The sequence below is a fragment of the Porphyromonas gulae DSM 15663 genome (assembly GCF_000378065.1).
GTDB lineage: Bacteria > Bacteroidota > Bacteroidia > Bacteroidales > Porphyromonadaceae > Porphyromonas > Porphyromonas gulae.
Genome location: NZ_KB899174.1, coordinates 1 through 20,037, shown reverse-complemented (window position 1 = coordinate 20,037; position 20,037 = coordinate 1). Strand labels below are relative to the sequence as shown.

At 50.6% G+C, this 20,037-nt stretch carries 11 protein-coding genes; 4 read left to right on the top strand and 7 right to left on the bottom strand.

Annotated elements, in window-relative coordinates:
* Positions 1-24 precede the first annotated feature (24 nt).
* The 4 genes from F452_RS0108585 (at position 25) to F452_RS0108565 (ending at position 13,487) form a co-directional block, all read left to right on the top strand.
* Positions 25-4,815, top strand: a complete 4,791-nt coding sequence (locus tag F452_RS0108585) for a translocation/assembly module TamB domain-containing protein (protein ID WP_018965800.1) — start codon at positions 25-27, stop codon at positions 4,813-4,815.
* A gap of 7 nt (positions 4,816-4,822) precedes the next feature.
* Positions 4,823-7,150, top strand: coding sequence for a translocation and assembly module lipoprotein TamL (gene tamL, locus F452_RS0108580; protein WP_018965799.1), 2,328 nt, complete (start codon positions 4,823-4,825; stop codon positions 7,148-7,150).
* Between the two features lie 447 nt (positions 7,151-7,597).
* Positions 7,598-12,115: a translocation/assembly module TamB domain-containing protein gene (locus F452_RS0108570; RefSeq protein WP_235317557.1), complete on the top strand. Its 4,518-nt coding sequence runs from the start codon at positions 7,598-7,600 to the stop codon at positions 12,113-12,115.
* 112 nt (positions 12,116-12,227) lie between these two features.
* A complete protein-coding gene (locus F452_RS0108565) occupies positions 12,228-13,487 on the top strand; it encodes a type IX secretion system plug protein (protein ID WP_018965796.1) in 1,260 nt (419 codons plus the stop codon).
* Positions 13,488-13,557: 70 nt separating this feature from the next.
* On the opposite strand, the gene folB is transcribed toward F452_RS0108565, so the two are convergent.
* The 7 genes from folB to trpS all read right to left on the bottom strand — a co-directional run bounded on the left by folB (position 13,558) and on the right by trpS (position 19,582).
* Positions 13,558-13,911: a dihydroneopterin aldolase gene (gene folB / locus F452_RS0108560; protein ID WP_018965795.1), complete on the bottom strand. Its 354-nt coding sequence runs from the start codon at positions 13,909-13,911 to the stop codon at positions 13,558-13,560.
* Positions 13,912-13,953: 42 nt separating this feature from the next.
* On the bottom strand, positions 13,954-14,862 hold the full coding sequence (locus tag F452_RS0108555; RefSeq protein ID WP_018965794.1) for a cation diffusion facilitator family transporter: 909 nt from the start codon (positions 14,860-14,862) through the stop codon (positions 13,954-13,956).
* 415 nt (positions 14,863-15,277) lie between these two features.
* On the bottom strand, positions 15,278-16,465 hold the full coding sequence (locus F452_RS0108550; RefSeq protein WP_018965793.1) for a hypothetical protein: 1,188 nt from the start codon (positions 16,463-16,465) through the stop codon (positions 15,278-15,280).
* Between the two features lie 55 nt (positions 16,466-16,520).
* Entirely contained in the window at positions 16,521-17,558 is a 1,038-nt protein-coding gene (gene msrA / locus F452_RS0108545) for a peptide-methionine (S)-S-oxide reductase MsrA (RefSeq protein ID WP_018965792.1), read from the bottom strand.
* A 92-nt stretch (positions 17,559-17,650) separates the two neighbouring features.
* Positions 17,651-18,124, bottom strand: a complete 474-nt coding sequence (gene rlmH / locus F452_RS0108540; protein ID WP_018965791.1) for a 23S rRNA (pseudouridine(1915)-N(3))-methyltransferase RlmH — start codon at positions 18,122-18,124, stop codon at positions 17,651-17,653.
* Entirely contained in the window at positions 18,124-18,543 is a 420-nt protein-coding gene (locus F452_RS0108535) for a DUF3127 domain-containing protein (protein ID WP_018965790.1), read from the bottom strand. Before F452_RS0108535 ends, rlmH begins: the two co-directional genes overlap by 1 nt.
* A 55-nt stretch (positions 18,544-18,598) precedes the next feature.
* Positions 18,599-19,582, bottom strand: a complete 984-nt coding sequence (gene trpS / locus F452_RS0108530) for a tryptophan--tRNA ligase (RefSeq protein ID WP_018965789.1) — start codon at positions 19,580-19,582, stop codon at positions 18,599-18,601.
* Positions 19,583-20,037 lie beyond the last annotated feature (455 nt).

Below are 20,037 nucleotides of genomic sequence, written 5' to 3'. Positions count from 1 at the left end.
TGATCAAATACTGACAGTCCTGCCATGGGTCGTATCAAGCTACGTTGGAAACGTATTCTCCTCTGGGTGATCATCTCACCCCTCTTGCTTGTGCTGCTCGTGGCAGGATTGCTCTATCTGCCTCCCATACAGCAATGGGCTGTAGGGATAGCCGCGCGTAAGGCATCCGAAGCCACCGGTATGCAGATCGATATCGGACGCATTCGTCTGGGTTTTCCGCTGCACCTCTCTTTGCAGGACATTACAGCCGTGAAGGCAGAAGGCGACACGCTGGCGGATATAGGCTCTCTACGGGTAAGAGTATCGGTGCTACCGCTCCTCCATCAACAGGTGGAGGTGCCCGAACTTAAGTTGCAGGATGCTTCCATCCACTATACGGACAGTCTCGGGCTGATGGATATGAGGCTGAAAGCCAAACTGATTCGGGCAGCTCACATAGCCGTCGACCCCGAAGCAAAATGCGTCCTGCTGGGGCAGTGGCATCTATCCGATACCGATGTGGCATACTTCAGCGCAGATACCACGGCAGCCGATACGACCAAGAAAGAGCCCTTCGACTGGCAGTTCGAGTTGGACCGACTGGATCTGAAGAATATATCCGCTGAAGTCCGCATGCCCCTTGACAGTCTGTATCTCAATACTCTCATCGGAAAAGCTGCAATAGCCAAAGCCAAAATGGATATTGCAGACATGCTCTATCAGGTGGGCATGGCGCAGTTGGATCAGACTACTTTGTCCTACGACGTGGATGAAAGGGAAGCTTCGCCCACCTCTTTCGACTATCGTCATATTGCCCTGAACGATGTCTCCCTCCAAGCCAAGGACATTTGTTTCCACGATGGCGATATGGAACTCCGGCTGGTCAGCGGATCGCTGCGGGAGCGGGATCAATTCGAGCTACAGCGATTGTCGGGGAGATACAGGATGGATCGTTTCGGCTTCTTCCTGACGGACTTTTCCCTTGCTACGGGGCATAGTTATATCAATGGCGAAGCTCGGCTCCCATGGAGCATCTTCAAGAAAGATCCGACGGCTATGATCAATCTCTCCATGGATGCTTCGATCGGATTGAAGGATGTAAGCTATTTGGCCGGGGATAATTTCCAACTTCCATCGCGCAGATTGGTACGCTATCCCGATACGCCTGTGGATATCGTGATACAATGTACAGGTACTCTCGACAAATTGGACGTAGAGCATATGTCGCTATTCTGGGATGGAATGGCAGACATGGACGGACATGGCCTATTCACTAAGCTGCTTGACGATCGCAATCGTGCGGGCAACTTTGTGCTGAACATGGGTTTCCATCAGGATGCTTCGGGGCTTTTGGCTTTTTACGACAGAGCTCTTTACGAACGCTTCGCTATCCCTGCCGGTATGTCTATCGCTGCAGAGCTCAAGATCAGACGAGGGGTGTACAGCGGTCGGGTGAAGCTGACGGAGCGTTCCGGTAGCCTCCGTGTCGATGGCGACTATCTGATGGGTACGGATAAATATCGGCTCGATATGCAGGTGGACGGTCTGAACTTCGGTGTCTTCATGCCGAAAGATAGTATCGGTTCCATGCAGGCAGTGCTTCATGCCGAAGGACGTGGATTCGACCTCTTCAACAAACGTACTGTCTCCACTATACACACATCGGTCAAACACATCCGTTGGAAAGAGCGGGATTTGGATAGTATCACTTTCGATGCGGCATTGAACGAAGGTGTGCTCTTCGCTTCATTCAACAGCACGAACTCCTTCCTGAACGGGAGTATGCAATTGGATGCCCTCCTCGGCAAAAACAAACTGGACGGTTCTGTGATGGTGCGGATGGATTCGGCGGACTTCAACGCATTGGGCTTTGCGGACACCACTTTTGCGGCAGCTTTTGTCCTTGAGGGTCATGTGAAAAGCGATTTGGCTCAGACACATCGGTTCGAAGCCTCGGTACAAGATTGTTACATGCAGCTCGAACGCTACAAAGTAATACCGGAACGAATAGACATATTAGCCGATACCGATCCCGATAGTATCCGTCTGGATCTCGTTTCGGGCGACTTGAAAATGGCTCTCAGAGTAGGAGAAGGCATAGATGCCGTTACGGTCGTGTCCCAATCTCTCGGGAAGAAGATAGAGACATTCCGCAATGACTCTATTCAGCGTCTGCGACTCTCTTCGATTATTCAGGAGCTGCCTCATGCGACCTTTACGATCCAAGCCGATCGGTACAATCCGCTCCACGACCTTATGGAGGTAAACGGTATGAAATACAATTCCATCCGTGGCAAGCTGACCATTTCGCCCGAAAACGGGTTGGAGGGGTATATGGATTTACAGGGTTTGCAGCGCGATACGCTCCGTGTCGATCGTTTACATCTGGACATTGCTACACTCTCACAATACGGTATGTTCGCGCCGGATTCAGCCAATTCGACAGAGGTGTCGGATTCGATTCTGAACAGATATGATCGTATGATCCGACTCACTCTGACCATGGATAAGAATCGTTTCCGTCGTCAGCCGGCCATGTACGGCAAAGTGGTGGCGGATGCTACCCTTCAGGGTTTGAATCTGCGCCTGAATTTGGCCGATGGAGCAAAGCAGGATGCTTACCGCATCGGGATTCACGGATTCTGGGACGAAAGCGGCTATGGACTCAACTTAATCGAATCCGAACCTGTCGTGTTGGCTTACAATCGTTTTACTGCCAGCAAGGACAATCGTATCTTCTATCGAAACGAGGACAAACGTCTGTCTGCTTCGCTTGAGCTAAGCAGCGAGGATGGGCAATACTTGTCCGTGCAGACCAATGATACCATTCCCGATTTGGAAGAGATAGGTCTGAATATCCGCAACCTGCGCTTGCAACAATACATCCGAATGTCTCCCCTTCCTAACCTAGCCGGCAGATTTTTCGCTTATGCGCGACTATCCCGTACGGGAGGAGAGGACGGTATCACCACGATTACCGGCGATATCTCTGTCAATGAGTTCGAATTTGAAGGCAAGCCTATCGGCAACATCGCATCCTCTCTGTTCTATGAACCCCGTAACGACCATTCGCACTACGTAACGGCAGAGATAAGCTACAATGGAAATGCCGCCCTCAATCTCGATGGTATCTATCATGGAGGCATCCGTGAGAACAATCTCGATATGGCTGCCATCCTGAACGGATTCCCACTCGCCATTGCCAATCCTTTCATCGGAGTGGAAAGAGCTTCTCTCTCCGGTTTCATCGAAGGAAAACTTGCTATTGCGGGCAAAACGGATAGCCCCCGGATCGATGGCCGACTGAATATGCGCGAAGCATCGGTCTATTCGCCGATGATTGGCAATACATTCTATTTCTCGGACAAACCGCTGGTCTTCGATCGCCACAAATTGGTTTTCGACAATTATCAGATACGCGCACAAGAAAAGGCCCAAGACGGTCTTAATCTTAATGGAGAAGTAATCCTGACAGGAGCCAGAGCCATGACAGCCAACCTGAAGATGCTGGCAGACGAGATGACTGTGTTGGACAGCAAGAGAAATCAGGGCGACTTGCTGTACGGTAAGCTGATTGCCTCCACTGATCTTTCCCTTCGCGGCCCTCTGCAAGCACTTACAATTTCGGGTTCTCTGGATATTCATGGAGGCACTTCCTGTACGTATGTGTATACAGGTGCAGATCTGGAAACGGAAAGTCGGATGGGTGATGTGGTGAACTTCATGGACTTTTCCGATACGATCATGATTCGTTCGCAGGCCGATATGGAAAAGGAAAGAGCTTCATTCGGTGGCATGAACATGCTCGTTCGGATTCATATCGATCCCGTTGTACAGTTGGGTGTGGATCTTTCGGCCGGACATGAGGACTATTTGGAGCTGCAAGGAGGAGGAGATATGACCTTCACAATGCCGGCTTACGGGGAAATGAGTCTGACGGGCCGATACAATATGAGCGGTGGCGGCACCATGCGCTATACGCTGCCCGTCGTGGGTAAGCAGGTTTTCACCATCGATCCCTCAAGCTATGTGCAATGGAGCGGCAATGTGCAGGAGCCTTACGTCAACTTCAAGGCTGTACAGCGAGTACGTGCCGATGTGATGGAAAGCGGTAACAAGACGTCGAGAAAGGTGAATTTCGATGTGGGGATCATCGTCAAAGAAACGCTCAAGAATATGGATTTGGTGTTTGATGTCGAAGCTCCGGAGGACTTCGCTATCCAAACGCAGCTGCGAAGCATGGGGCCGGAGGAACGTTCGAAGCAGGCCATCGGACTCTTGGCAACAGGTTCTTATTTGGCTTCCCAATCGAGTGGGTTCAACTTTGACAATGCACTCAGCAGCTACGCTCAGGGAATGATCAACAGTGCTCTGGGCAAGGTGTTCGACGGCTCCGGACTGAACATCGGTATGGAAAGTCATGATGGCACCGACGGAGGCGGCACATATACGGACTTCACGTATAGCTTCAGCAGACAATTCTATGACAACAGGATCCGTGTCGTGATCGGAGGATCTGTCGCTTCCGGCTCCAATGTGCCGACCAACAAGGAAAGGACATTGGTGGACAACGTATCCGTGGAGTACCGTCTGGACAAATCAGGAGCACAGCACCTCAAACTCTTCCACAAAAAGAACAATGAAAATCTGCTCGAAGGAGAAATAACGGAGACAGGCATCGGCTATGTGATCAGCCGAAAGCTGGCGCGCCTATCCGATCTGTTCCGTTTCGGGAAGAAGAAAGAGACGAAAACCATCGTGCCGAAAGCAGAAGCTCTCAAACCCGAAGAGGAGCCGGTATCCGTGCGGACGGATACCATTCCGACAAAGCGATAAGAATCCCATGAAAGTATTACGGCAAGTATTCCTCCCCATCCTTTTGGCTCTACTGGCAGGAGCCTGCTCCACCACGAAGAACCTGCCGGAAGGCGAACAGCTGTATATCGGAATGGGCAAGACTCAGATACTCCGACAAGACAAGAGCCACGCCGGCCAACAAGCTCTGACCGAAGTTGAGAGTACACTGAAAGTCACACCCAATGGAGCTATTTTCGGCAGTGCCAGTGCCTCCTTGCCCAAGCTGCCGTTTGGATTGTGGTTGTACAATAGCTTCGTGAGAGATTCGACGGTCATCTCGAAATGGATATTCGACAAGTTTGCAGCCAAACCGGTTTTCATCAGTCAGGTCAAGTCCGACAGTCGGGCGAAGGTGGCGACCAACATCCTCCGCGAACACGGATACTTCGATGCCGAAGTAAAAAGCAGTGTGACTACATTGAAAAAGGACTCCCTCAAGGCCAAAGTCTCTTATACGGTGGATATGGCCTCCCCCTATCATTACGACAGTATCGTCCCCCTGCCGATCAGCACCTTTCCCGACAGTATTTTGGCCTACAGGCAGACTCCGACCTTGATCCAAAAAGGAGACCAGTTCAATTTGGCAAAGCTGCATGAAGAGCGTCAGACTATCAGTGCCTTGCTGAGAGACAATGGCTATTATTACTTTCGTCCGCAAGATATTATTTACGAGGCCGATACCCTCCTCGTGAGGGGGGCCGTCTGCCTCAGAGCCAAACTGTCGGAGGACACCCCTCCCCATGCCATGCGTCCGTGGAAGATCGGAAAACGGACAGCAGTGCTATTGGGTATGAATGGAGAAGCACCGACGGATTCGCTCGAAGTGAACGACCTGAAAGTCCTTTACTATCGTAAAATGCCGGTTCGTCCCAAGATTTTGGCCCAACGCTTTCGTTTCTTTCCCGGCAATCTGTATCGGCAGAAAGACGATGAGACGACGCGCAAATCCTTGGCACGTTTGGGAGCCTTCTCCGTTATCGATCTCAATTTTTCGCAACGGGATTCCACCTCCGACCTGTTGGATGTGAGGCTGTTGACCTCGCTCGACAAACCGTGGGACGCATCTTTAGAGACCTTGTTCACGAGCAAGAGCAACGATTTCATCGGCCCGGGACTGAATTTCGCCCTTGCTCGGCGCAACGTATTCGGAGGAGGGGAAAATCTGTCTTGGAATATCGGCGGATCCTATGAGTGGGAGACCCGCAATCGCCCCGAAGGCAGCAGCAACCATCTCATCGACATCAATTCGTACAACGTCAATACGTCCGTAAATCTCTCTTTCCCCTCGATCGTATTCCCCGGCCTGTTGGACAAGTACTATTACTATCCTACGACTACCACGTTTCAGGCTTCTGCCACGGCACTGAACAGGGCTCATTACTTCAGCATGTACTCTTTCGGTTTCTCGACCACCTATGAATTCCAGCCCTCCAAAGAGCATCGGCATGCCATCTTCCCACTCAAGCTGAACTACAACCTCCTGGGGCATCAGACCGAAACCTTCCAGACCATTACGGCGAACAATCCGCCCCTGCTGCTGAGCCTTCAGAGTCAGTTCCTTGCACAAATGGGGTATGTCTACACTTTCAACAAATCAGTCTCTGAAAAAAGTTCGCATCATCTCTGGATGCAATTCGGCCTGTCGGAAGCAGGCAATCTGCTCAATCTGATCTATCTGGCTGCCGGCAAGAAGTACAGCGACACCAAGAATTTCATCGGTGTGCCCTTCTCTCAGTTCATCAAAGCCACGGGAGAGTTGCGCTATACCTATACCATAGACCGCAATCAGTCTCTGGCAACGCGCTTTGGCTCAGGCGTGATCTACAGCTATGGCAATATGCGGGTAGCCCCCTATAGCGAGCAGTTCTATGTGGGTGGGGCCAATAGCATCAGAGCCTTCACCGTCCGTAGCATAGGCCCCGGGCGATTCAATCCCGATGAAGACAATCTGTACTCTTATTTGGATCAGGTCGGGGAGTTCAAGCTCGAAGCCAACGTGGAGTACAGGGGCAAACTCTTCGGCGATCTTCACGCAGCGGTTTTCCTCGATGCGGGTAATGTCTGGCTCTTGCGTGAGGATCCTTCCCGTCCGGGCGGTGCTCTGTCCGAAGCGGGATCGATAAGCAATTTCCTGAACAGCATTGCTCTCGGCACCGGTGTCGGCCTTCGCTACGATCTGGCATTTCTCGTGGTTCGTGTCGATGTCGGCTTCGGTCTCCACCTTCCGTACGATACGGGCAAGAAAGGTTACTACAATATTCCGCGCTTCAAGGATGCCGTGGGTTTCCATTTGGCAGTCGGCTACCCTTTCTAAGAGAATCTTTTGGGTAAGTTCGCCCCCTTAGCCCGATGCCAAACTCCGAATACCCTTTTGTGATAAAATCTGTTATCGGCTACTGATAGAGCAGTCGCAACAAACAAAAAGCGAACCAAAATCTGTGAGAAACTCGCGCCATGATTTCGGATTTGCGGTTCGTCTTTTTTTCAAATCTCGAGCCAAAAGCGAAAAAAAGACGAGTGAGAATTTTTTGATTGCCGAACGACTATTTCGGATTTTTCAGTTCCGTTTTTGTGTGTCTTGTCGCTTGTGTTTTCTTTATCGGGAGTGAGGAGGGGGATTTCGTTAGGCTTTTCATACAGTATATTACAGATTTTCGATTTTTGCAGGATTCCTCTTTTGGGGGAGCTTCCGCGGCTCTCTTTTCGGTATTTAAGCTAAGGAATGTAAGTATCTTTGCTCCTTGAAAGCAAAGTTATCTGCGTGAGTCAAAGGAAAAAACTGTCAGCCGGTCTCATACGGTTTATCCGTCGTTATCGCACCGTCATGCGCCGATCCAAGTGGGTGGTCGTGGCAGTGCTGACAGTGGCCTTTTGTCTGCTGATTCTGCCCAATCTGATCCTGCAAATTCCGTCCGTGAGGCGTTCCGTCGCCGGACGTGTGCAGACCGAACTGTCCAAGGCTCTCGAAACTCGTGTCCGAATCGGGCATATCAGTATCGGCTGGTGGCGACAGGCAGAGATCAACGACATAGTCATCTTCGATCGTGCCGGTCGTCCTGCGGTGTCTGCCGAACGTTTGACCGGAGGTCTGGATCTGCTCCCCCTTTTGAGAGGGCGTCTGAGCTTCTCTTCAGCGCGTCTGTTCAAGGGCGAATTCGATGTATATCGCTCCCGCCCCGATACGGCATTGAATATCCAGTTTATTCTGGATGCCCTCAAAAGCAAAAATCCGGAAGAGCCGAGCCGGCTACAGCTCAATATCAATACCATCTTGCTTAGGAACTGCCGTCTCTCTGCTACGGGGCTGCACAAAGCTCTGTCCGGGACATTGGGGTTGCATGACTTGAATGCCAAAGTGCGTCTTTTTGAAGTGGATAGTACGGGGCTGAAAGCACAGCTGCGCCACCTTTCTTTTTTGGAAAATAGTACCGCTCTCAACCTCAAAGAGCTACATGCCGATGTCAGTCTTCGGGGCGACACATTGGGCGTGGATCGTCTTCATATCTCTTTGCAGAACAGTCATCTGCGGATAGCTTCCGGCTACTGTGTCCTTTCCCCCGATGAATCCGGCTTGCCTGCTATAAGCATGAGGGACTTGGCCGGTCGAATCCGTCCCTCTGATCTGAAGGGGGGCTTCCCCGCACTCGATACGATGGACGATCTGTTGGAAGTCTCTCTACCGGAGCTGGCAGTCGGTTCAGGCGAGGCCGTTATGCCCGAAATCAGCATGAGCTATGGCGATGAACTGACCTTACAGGCGGGCATAGGCTTGGCTGAAATAGGGGGAAAGGAGCGGATGCATGTCAGGCTCCGGCTGGATGAGCTTAAGCTCGGCCCCCGAGCCTATATGCTGGCAGAGCGTATCTTCCCCGATCAGTTTCCCCCGCAAATGCGCGATCTGGGAGCTATAGATATTATGGCGGCTGCCAATGGCCGACTGGACGATCTGCGGCTGAAAACTCGTGTAGAAACGGATGCCGGAGCTCTGACCATACAGGGCAAAATCGGCCTGGATTCTCTCTGGCGACCGGTGCATGTGGATGCTCATGCTACCACCGAAAGGCTGGAGCCGCAGCTTATGGCAGGCCGAAAAGACTGGCCGGAACACGTGGCATTCGACCTGAAAGTGAAGACGCGTCTGGATGCCGGCAATCTCCTGTCGGGAAGTCTGGCCGGCCGTGTGTCGCTGCTTACTTACCGAGGCTATACCTATGAGGATCTGACGATCGACGCACAGGCCGACAGAGATAAGTGGTCGGGTATCCTCAGCATGAACGACCCCAACGGTCATATCCGCCTCTCTTCTGCCGGCGAAGGACTTCCTTTCTCCGGTGGTTCCTCCCGATTCGAGTGGAATCTGACGGCACACAAACTTCATCCCGATCGGCTTCTACCCGGCTTTGGCATCCCGTCTGCCGATGCTCTGTTGGTATCTTCCGGTGAACTATCCGGAAACGGGATCGACAATCTGACGGGTACCGTAAGAATAGATACGCTGGACTGGCAGACAGCGGACAAAGGGCTTCATCTGCGCGACGTGATGCTGTCCACGGCAAGGGACGAAGGGCATCGCTCTGTCGTCCTCTCTTCTCCATTTTTGCACGGAAAGCTAAGTGGCGAGTTCGACCTCTCCGCACTGCCTGCTCTGTTCCAAAGGCTGGTTCGCACTCATCTTCCCGCCCTCATGGATCAGAAGGCTCAGGAGAAAGCTCCTGCCGAGCATATGCGCCTCAGTCTGGCGATGGAGGGGGCTTTGCCCAAAGAGTTGTGCAGCTTCTTAGGCCTCCCCGTTACCGAAGCTGACTCCATCAGGATCAGGGGAGACTATTCGGAATTGCTTCGAAGTCTCGACTTGCAAGTTCGTGCCGGCCGACTCATGGCCATGAACAAAGAACTTCGGGGTACGGAGGTGAATTTGAACTCATCCTCGGGCAAGGCCGAACTGATCTGCCGGTCGGACTTGTACCACGAAGGCAAACCCTCGATACGAGACCTCAGCCTGCAAGCCCTGATGACAGTCGACAGTATCCGTACCCGGCTGGATATGGGGTTGGATAGGCGCGGTGCGAAAAATGGATTTGTATCCCTGCTCACAAATTTTCGTCGGGACAAGGATTCTTCGCTGAATACCCACATCCGTCTGGATCGCTCCACGGCACGCATCGGAGGCTACGAGTGGCAGATAGCCTCGGCTGAAGCCATATTGGCTCCGGAACGGCTGGTCGTCAGCAACCTCTCCATCAAGAGCGAAGGCAAAGCCGTCGAAGCAGAGGGGGTACTCAGCAACTCCCCTTCGGACTCGCTTCGTGTCCGTGTGAATCATATCAGTCTGAAGTATATATTGGAACTGGCCGGAGTGGATTTTGACATGCTCGATGTGGAGATGACGGGAGAGGCTGTCTTGAGCGACATCGCAGACCGGCAGTTCATGCAGGCGCGGATCACGGGCGAGAGCTTTACCGTGAACGGGATCGACGTGGGCCCTATATCGGCCTTCGGCTCATGGGAGAAGGCTACGCAGAGCATTCTGTTGGATGCGCTGGTGCATAACCCCGATGGTACGAGTACGTCGGCTTGGGGGTACATCCGCCCGTTCAATCCCCACGCCGGTCTGGATCTGCGGTTCGATGCCAAGCATGCCGATGTGGCCTTCATCCGACCTTTCCTGTCGGAGTTTTGCCATAAGCTGGAGGGACATGCTTCGGGAAACATGCGGCTCTTCGGTGATTTTAGCGATCTGACCATAGAAGGGGAGGTTATGGCCGAGCAGGTGACCTTCGGAGTCAAGGCTTTGAATACGGAGTATAAATGCGATGGACAGAAAGCCGTATTCACTCCTACTCAGATGCGCTTCGAGAATATGCTGGTGAGCGATCCGGACGGGCATACGGCCCGACTCAATGCGCACATCTCACATCGCGCTTTCGATGACATCAAAGTGGATCTGAAAGTCAGCGAAGCTCGCAATATACTTGCTTATAACGTGCCGGAGCGGGACAATCCCAATATACATGGCCGAGTTTATGTGTCGGGTGCTGCATATCTGCGCGATGTGCCCGGAGGGATGCGATGCGACGTCAATCTGATTTCCGAAAAAGGAACCCATATCGTGTTGAACTTTACGCAGCCTACGACAGCGGAAGAGTATCGTTTCTTGCGATTCGTAGATCCGAAAAGCCGTGAGCGATGGAGACCGGAAACTTCTCCTGATCGGCCTCCCATGCCTCTACCTGCTACGGGAGGGGATCCGGAAATGGATTTCCATCTGGTCATGAATGTAGGTGTGACACCGGATGCAGAGGTGGACTTGATACTGGATCCGCAGACCGGCGATGGCTTACGCGGATCTGCCGTTGGAGACTTGCGTATCGATTACCATACATTGGGGGATATGAATGTATTCGGAGGGCTGGAGCTGTTGTCGGGCATTTATAATTTCAACCTCCGGCAGATTGTCCAAAAACGTTTCAGCATCAAAGAAGGCAGTAGCGTGAATTTTGCCGGCAATCCGATGCACGCAACTCTGAATGTAACGGCCGAGTACAATCTGACAGCCAATCTGAATGACTTGGACGAGTCTCTGGTGAGCGATGTCAGGCGGACTACCATTCCGGTGAATTGTCTGCTTCAGATCAATGGTGCCATGTTGCAGCCTGCTGTCAGCTTCGACATTAAGCTACCCAACTCCGACAGCGAATTGGAGCGTCGGGTTCGCAGTCTCATCCACAACGAAGATTCGATGACGAAGCAGATCGTTTATCTTCTTGTCTTAGGAAAGTTTTATACGCCGGAGAATGTCTACAATTCGGGAAGCGGTACGGACAACTGGACGGCAGTGGCCACCACCACTCTGTCGCAGCAACTCACCAATATGTTCGGAAGCCTCAGTGACAAAGTACAGATCGGAACGAGCATCAAGACGACCAATACCTCTTTTCAGGATACGGATATAGAACTACTCTTGAGTAGTCGTTTGCTGAACAACCGTCTCCTTATTAACGGGAATGTGGGCTATCGGGACAATCCTAATCTACAGAATACCTATGTGGGCGAATTCGATGCCGAATATAAAATCAATCCGTCCGGCTCCATTCGTATTAAGGCCTACAACCACTACAATAACCTCTATCAATATCTGCGTCAGTCCCTGACGACGCAAGGCCTTGGCCTTATCTTTAAGTATGATTTCGATGGCCGGCGACTTCCTGCTAAGACAGTCGGAGAAACCCGTATCGGTATCGATTCTCTTGCTCGACCCGATTCCCTAAGAGCGCAATAGTCCTACGGTTGTATGCTACGGCTGCATGCCGATCCGCATGCAGGCAGCTCTTTTTCGTGGAGTCTCTGATGGGTGGAAAACCTTATCTTTGTTTGACTTAGCATTATAAGGTATGAAGCAGTTTTCTTTCCGCCTGTCTCATTTTTTTCTACTTCTTTTCCTCTTGTGGTCGGTGCCGTCTGTCGGCCAGACCCGAGCTTTTGATTCGCGAGTGCAGTCGCTTCTTGTTATTCCTACAGGCACAGAACAGTTGAGGCTATATCCCTACTACCATATAAATAGTGGGGAAGGGCTGCGGATCAGTTTTGATCTTATGGGCGATGAGAGTATGACGCTGGGATACAGACTGCAGCACTGCGATCACGATTGGCTGGCGAGTCCGATTTCTCCGGCAGAAGCTGTTTCCGGTTTTCTGGAGAACGAATTCGATCCGCCGGCCATTAGCAGAGCTACTTTGGTCAACTATGTTCATTACGAACTGTCTTTGCCCAATGCAAATTGCACCCCCAAGCTTTCGGGGAACTATCTCATGACCGTATTCGACGTTTATGATCCGGACGAAACGCTTCTTACCATTGCCTTTCGTGTGGTGGCTCCGTTGGCTTCCCTCAAGGGTTCGCAAACGTCCGTTACTTATGAAGACATACACGGTCGTCACCAGCAAGTCAATGTCGAGGTGGATCTGAAGGGCTTACGAATCCTTTCACCGTCGGAGGAGCTTACCCTTGTCGTGGGGCAAAACGGGCGCGAGACTGAGATGCGTTCGCTCTCGAGACCTTCGAGTATTGCAGGTAATACCATCGTATATGATCAGCATGCCGGAGCTTTATTTCCGGCAACCAATGTTTACAGGAAAGCAGAGATGCTCAGCGATAGCTACAACGGTATGGGCGTGTACCGATCTTACTCACGCAATGGGCACTATGTGATGGAGTTGTATCCCGACAAAAACAGAGCCGGATTGCCCTATCAGTTCGAACAAAACAACTTCGGGAGACGTATCATTCGCACAACCGATGGTGCGAATAGTGCTACCGAAGGAGACTACTATGAGGTTATCTTCTCTTTCGAGAGTGGAAAGCTGCCGGGGCCGGTCGTTTTGTCCGGAGAGGCTTTCGATTTTCTCCCGATGAGCGAACGTGAGCTTTTCTATGATGCTTCGGAGCAGATGTACACTCGTACTCTCATGATGAAACAGGGATACTTCAATTACCTCTACATTCTTCAAACGGAGGATGACAATCTGCTCTCTCGGACAGCTCTGACCGAGGGCAATCATTACGAGACGGAGAACAGATATACCGTCTTTCTCTATGCCAAGACTCCGGCTGACATTTATGAAAGTCTCATAGCCGTTTTGGAGGTAAAATGACGGCTCGATCGGCGAACGTTTCACATCACCGATTCTCTTCCTTTCGGGCCTTGATATAAAAGAGGATGGACTACCCTCGCAGGACGATCGTAGCCGATCGTATATCTGCTCCAATGGGAGGATTGAGCTTGCTCAGGCTTACCGTGACTTCGTTCACCTGCGGAAAGTCGTGTCGGACTCTTTGCAAAATTCGTCCGGCGACATGCTCGATAAGATTCGAGGGCTGTAAGACCTCTTCCTTGACGGCTTCATAAACGTGTCCGTAGTGGATGGTGTCTTCAATGGTATCTGAAATAACCGCTTGGGTGACATCCACGGACATGCAAAGATTGACTACAAACCAATTCCCCACTTGTCGCTCCTGCTCAAGCACACCATGTCGGGCATAAAAACGCATTTCTTCCAATTTGATTTCAGTCGTCATAAAGCTTACAGAATTTGAAGGGTTATGGTCAAGAGACATATATCATGAAAATGGCTCGACATGGATGACTATATGTGTGGGCTGACCGTACCGCCGACGCAGCAGCTTCTCGACCCTCTGCGTAGCAGCATGAGACAATGATACGGAGAGGCCGCCATCCATCAAAATATCGGCTTCGACGGCATAGTAATTGCCGATATTGCGAGTGCGGATCCGACGCACACCTTTTACCATCGACTCCGAACAAATGATTTTTTCTATCTCTTCTTCTATATCATCCGGCAAGCTCTGCTCAAGCAAATCGCGAAAAGCCGGAAGGGCCATTTGAAAACCTACCTTGATGATAAAGACACTGACTACAGCAGCTGATAGCGGTTCGAGGATCATCCAACCGCGTCCCAAAAGAAAAGCACAGCCAATCCCGATGAAAGTAGCCACAGAGGTATAGGCATCACTACGGTGGTGCCAGGCATTGGCTATGACTGAACGACTATTCTCCTCTTTTCCGACACAGCGCGTTATACGGAACAGCCACTCTTTGGACACAATAGAGACAAAGGCCATAAGCAAGGCTATCGATCCGGGACGAGCTAATTCCTCCCCAAAGCGGAGATAGCGATATACCTTGGTCAGACCATCGGAGCAGAGCATAGCTCCGATGATGATCAGCGTAACGGCAATGATCGCAGTGGCGAGGGTCTCGAACTTACCATGTCCGTAATCGTGGTTCTTATCGGATGGCTTTCCCGAAATGGAGATAAAAATGAAAACCACGAAATCGGTCAGCAGATCGGACAACGAGTGTACCGCATCGGCAATCATGGCTCCGCTATGCCCGACAAAACCAGAGAAAAACTTCCCGACCGTCAAAAGCAAATTACATAAGCAACCGACCATCGTAATACGTTTGATACGTCGAGAACGCCGATTAGGATCCGAAAGTGTAACCATACCCAAAATCGATGAAACAAAGAATTGCAAATCTAAACAATGTTGTTAACTTTGCAATACAGAGAAGACGAGGAATAAGCCGCACTGTTAGATCGGGGAAACTCATCATAACAACTATTCCGAGGACAATTTCATCGCTGATGGCGGGCCGCACCTTCGGGCTGCTTTGCACAGCGGATTACAAAAGTGGTGGAATCCTCAAATCCTGTCTTTCGGAGTTTACGCTATCCGCAGTGCGGCTTTTCATAAGCATAAGGAATGAGAGTGTGTCGAAAATCGCTTCAGCAGCGTTTTCGGCACACTTTTTTTGTGTCAGAAAGGAGCGATGGTAGCCTGCGATAGCCGTAAGTCACCGTAGCGATCCGGCATAAGGACAGTATTCTTATATCAAAAGGACGATTCGGCAAAAACGATGCTACTTGCCGATGGATTGGATGCGCCTTCGCACATCTTTGGAAATCTCCAAGAACATATAACCCGACTTGCCGGAATGAATATCGGCTTCGTTTTCCTGATATTTCTTGTTGGCATATTCTTTCGATTTCTCGAAAGTCAGTCTGGACATTTGATTTTGGGATTTGCCTATCATCGTCGAATCCAACTGCTCATCGGGGAAAAAGTCGTCCAAATCGACATCGCCGATCATCGTTGTCTCCAGAAACGTTTTTTCTTTTTTGGATATATCCGTGTAATAACCGACGAACATATGGCCGGGCATCCGAACGAGGATAGGTTCGATATTGATAGCCCGCAGCAGAGATGCAAAGAGTACGCTGCCATCTACGCAGTTGATCTGAGAGGACTCCAATGCATCATCGAATGTGCGTACACGCTGGGAGAGAACGACATTGCTGGACAAGCTGGAATTGGCTACCGAGCTGTAGCGGAACTGCCTTTTCTGCAATATATTCCAAAGAGCATACACTTGTCTGTCCACAGGATTCCGGGTGCTTTGGTAACCTGAGAAGCGATTGACGATACGCGTGTTGAGTGCCTCTCGCAGCAGCTTGTCGATTTTAGGGTTCTCTTCATTGACGTAGGCGGCAAAGAAGATCCCCGTTTCGCAGAATACCCGCCCTCCACTCATATAGCCCAAGAGACACTCGTTGAGACTTCTGACAGAGAATGTCCGCACCTGTTGTCCCCAGTCTGCACCATTTATTTCCACCTTTATCGCCACACTGACCGGTTCGGCTTGATTGTTATTGCGAAGGGCTTCGTACTTCCATATAATGTCGGGGTATATGGTATAGGTGGAGCCTGACTTATCCAAGACAAATTCCGAAACGGACTGGGAGAAAAAAGGCGTTTCGGCCACTTCCACACGCACGCGGCTGTTGGCTCTCCGCGTTTGCACCCGAATCCCTATGACGGACTTCGGATTGCCCACATATAAGCCCTCGACCGGTTTGATTACTTCCGCATCGGTCGTGGCTACGGACAGTATGGCAGAAGGGAAGATGTTGCCACCCAACTCATCGACAATCTCGAATCGCTGTCCATAACCGGAATAACGGAAGACCCAAACTCCGACTATTGCGAGAAGGAGTACGATGGAAGAGAGTAGTAACAGCCACTTGGGTTTGGTGCCGAGATATGCCATTGGAATTAGTTTTATCTGGGACGATTGGGAATGACTATATGCTACAAGAGCATCCTCATCGTTTGTTCAAAAGAGGAAGAAGACTACCATAGCCCTCTTTCTTCATATCCTCTTTGGGAATAAACCGAAGAGAGGCACTATTGATGCAATAACGGAGTCCGCCTTTCTCCAGTGGCCCGTCATTGAACAAGTGTCCCAAGTGGGCATCGCCGGTCGTACTACGCACTTCCGTACGAGTCATTCCGAAAGAACGATCGATACGCTCGGAAATCAGCTCTTTCCCTATGGGCTTGCTGAAGCTCGGCCACCCACAGCCGGAATCGAACTTATCGGTAGATAGAAATAGCGGTTCACCTGTAGTAACATCGACATAAATACCTTCTCGAAATTCATTCCAATACTCGTTGTCAAAAGCCGGTTCGGTGGCATTGTTGCGTGTGACGGCATACTGCTCAGGTGTAAGCCGGGTACGAAGATCCGTATCATCGGCCTTCTTATAGACTCTGGCATTAGGATCTGGGTTGGCTTTCCTCGCCAATTCGAATAAGGATGGATCGATATGGCAATAACCGCGAGGGTTATGATCCAAATAGTCTTGATGATAGTTTTCCGCAGGGTAGAAATTCTTGAGCGGCTCATTCTCGACAACAATGGGCTGATCGTATTTCGCAGCCAATTCGCTCAGTGCGGATGCAACGAGAGGAAGATCTTCTTGGTCCGTATAGTAAATACCCGTTCTATACTGAGAGCCGACATCGTTCCCTTGCCTGTTGAGGATTGTAGGATCTATGGTTTTGAAGAAGAGGTCGAGCAGCAGAGAGAGCGACACCTCGTTCGGATCATACTCGACCCTTACCGTCTCGGCGAATCCTGTAGCCTGGGAACAGACCTCTTCGTACGAAGGATCCTCTATATTGCCGTTGGCATACCCGACTTCCGTAGCTACGACGCCCCGTACTTGCTTGAAGAAGTGCTCGGTACCCCAGAAGCACCCACCGGCAAAGTATATTGTCTTCGTCTCGGGGATACTATCATTATGCTGTGCCGAGGGGGTACAGCTACCGGCACTAAGAGAGAAACTGAAAGCAGTCATACAGATTAGAATAAGAGAAAGGGACTTTAGAACAAATTGGATTGTTTTTCTCATGAGGATAGGGAACTGACAGATTGAAAAAGACAACAGGGCTATTCGTGATGATAGGGTTCATGATTGAGGATAGTCATAGCTCGATACACCTGCTCGGTGAAGAAGAGGCGGATCATCTGATGAGAGAAAGTCATTCGGCTGAGCGATATTCTATCGGTCACGGCCTCCTGCACAGTGGGGCTAAATCCGTATGGGCCTCCTATGACAAAGACCATCCGACGGGTGCCGGCCAGCATTTTCTTCTGCAAAAGGGCTGAAAACTCCATGCTGGAATACTCTCTGCCTCGCTCATCGAGCAATACGATACTATCCGACGGCCGAAAACGAGCGAGTATCTCCCGACCTTCGGCATCCTTTTGCTGCTCGGCAGAAAGCTTGCTGCCCAGACGGACATCGGGTATTACCTCCATTTCGAAAGAAACATAATGGCTCAGTCGACGAATGTATTCCTCCGTCGCCTGAGCCATTAGTTTACTGTCAGTCTTGCCAACAACAAGCAGTACGATCTTCATCAGAAAGGCAGATCATCCCCCGCATCGGCGTTGGAAGCCCAACCCGTTGCCGGCTGAGACGGTATGCTCGGTTGTTGCGTTGGAAAAGCCGGAGCACCGGCGGCTGGCATTTCCTGCGGCATCTGCTGCTGAACTTGCTGCCCGATATATCCGCGCTCCATGCGCCAAGCCTTCACATCGGTGTACCAACGGCCGTTGAACTCACGGCTCTCAATATCGACCCAGACCGTGACCTGATCGCCTACCTGATAGGAAGGATCAATGCGATCTCCCCACACGCTGAAGTGTATTTTTCGGGGATATTGATCCAGCGTTTCCAATATGTACTCCTGTTTTTTCCATTCCTTTCCGGATGCCTTGCCGACTCCCGAATTGAGCGGCAGTATCTGAATAAGCTGCCCTTGAATCTGAATATCCATATTTGTTTTGTTCTAAAATAGTTATCGTTGGTTTTCCATCGCTTCCGCCATGGCCTTATCGAAAACCTATGATGTGGCGTACTTCGGCAAGAGTTCGTGCAGCACTTTCACGAGCACGCTCGGCTCCCTCGCGAACCACTCTGTCCAAAAATGCTTCATCCGCCTGAATCTCCAAGATTCGCTCCCTTATAGGAGTGGTAAAAGCGACAATATCAGCGGCCAACTGCTTCTTGAGATCGCCATAGCGAATAGAGCAGTTATTATAGAGGTCGTCGAAATGGCGATAGACCTCATCCGAGGAAACGATACGGAGCATGGAGAAAAGATTTTCCACCGGCTCCGGCTTCACGCTGTTAGGAACTTCGGGACCCGCATCGGTCACGGCTTTCATAACCTTCTTGCTGATAGTCTTGGCATCGTCAGCCAAATAAATGGCATTGCCTTCGCTTTTGCCCATCTTGCCGGACCCATCCAAGCCCGGCACCTTCAACGCCGTTGCCCCCAAAGAGAACGATTCGGGTTCGGGGAAGAAGTCTACCTCATAGATCGTATTGAAACGGCGGGCAAACTTGCGTGCCATCTCCATGTTTTGCTCCTGATCTTTTCCGACAGGAACTTTCACGGCACGATGAATCAGAATGTCTGCTGCCATCAATGTCGGATATGTGAGCAGGCCGGCATTGACATTGTTCGGCTGCTTACGGGCCTTTTCCTTGAAAGATGTCGTTCGCTCCAACTCGCCCAAATACGCATTCATATTCAGATAGAGATAAAGCTCCAGTACCTCTCTCACATCGCTCTGCACATAGATTGTAGCCTTCTCCGGATCGATCCCGCAAGCCAAATATTCAGCCAGTATCGTACGCACATTGCGGACTATATTATCCGGATGCGGATGTGTGGTCAGCGAATGCCAATCAGCGATAAAGAAAAAGCAATTGTATCGATGCTGCATATCCAGAAAACTCCGAATAGCACCAAAGTAATTGCCCAAATGCAGATTGCCGGTCGGCCTGATACCGCTGACTACAGTTTCCATACACAAATCCTGTTTTATTTGTTTTCCGATGGTCGCAAAGATAGGGAAAAAGAAACTTTTTGTCCGTAAGTTAGAGTATTTTGCAGATCCTGCACATTCCGGCAATGCACCTTCAAGTCTGGCAAGGCTTGCTCGGCCGACAGAGAACCATCAGCCTCTCCGAAATTTCCATGAAGGTGTCAGAAGTCCATCCTTTCGGATGTCTGAAAGCCTTCGCTATTCCATGAAAAAATACGCGCCAAAAAAGTTTTCAACAACGAAGCTGAGTTTGGAATCATTCCAAATAAGCATCCGAAAGGAAGTGGATTTTGAGGTGAAAGAGAAAAGAAAGCGACCTTTTGGGACTTGCAATTCGCTTTGTAGGAGGTCGATTCGTGATTTATATATAAACCGTTTTCGATTTGTATATAGATTGTTTCTGATTTATATATAAATCGTTTTCGATTGATATATAG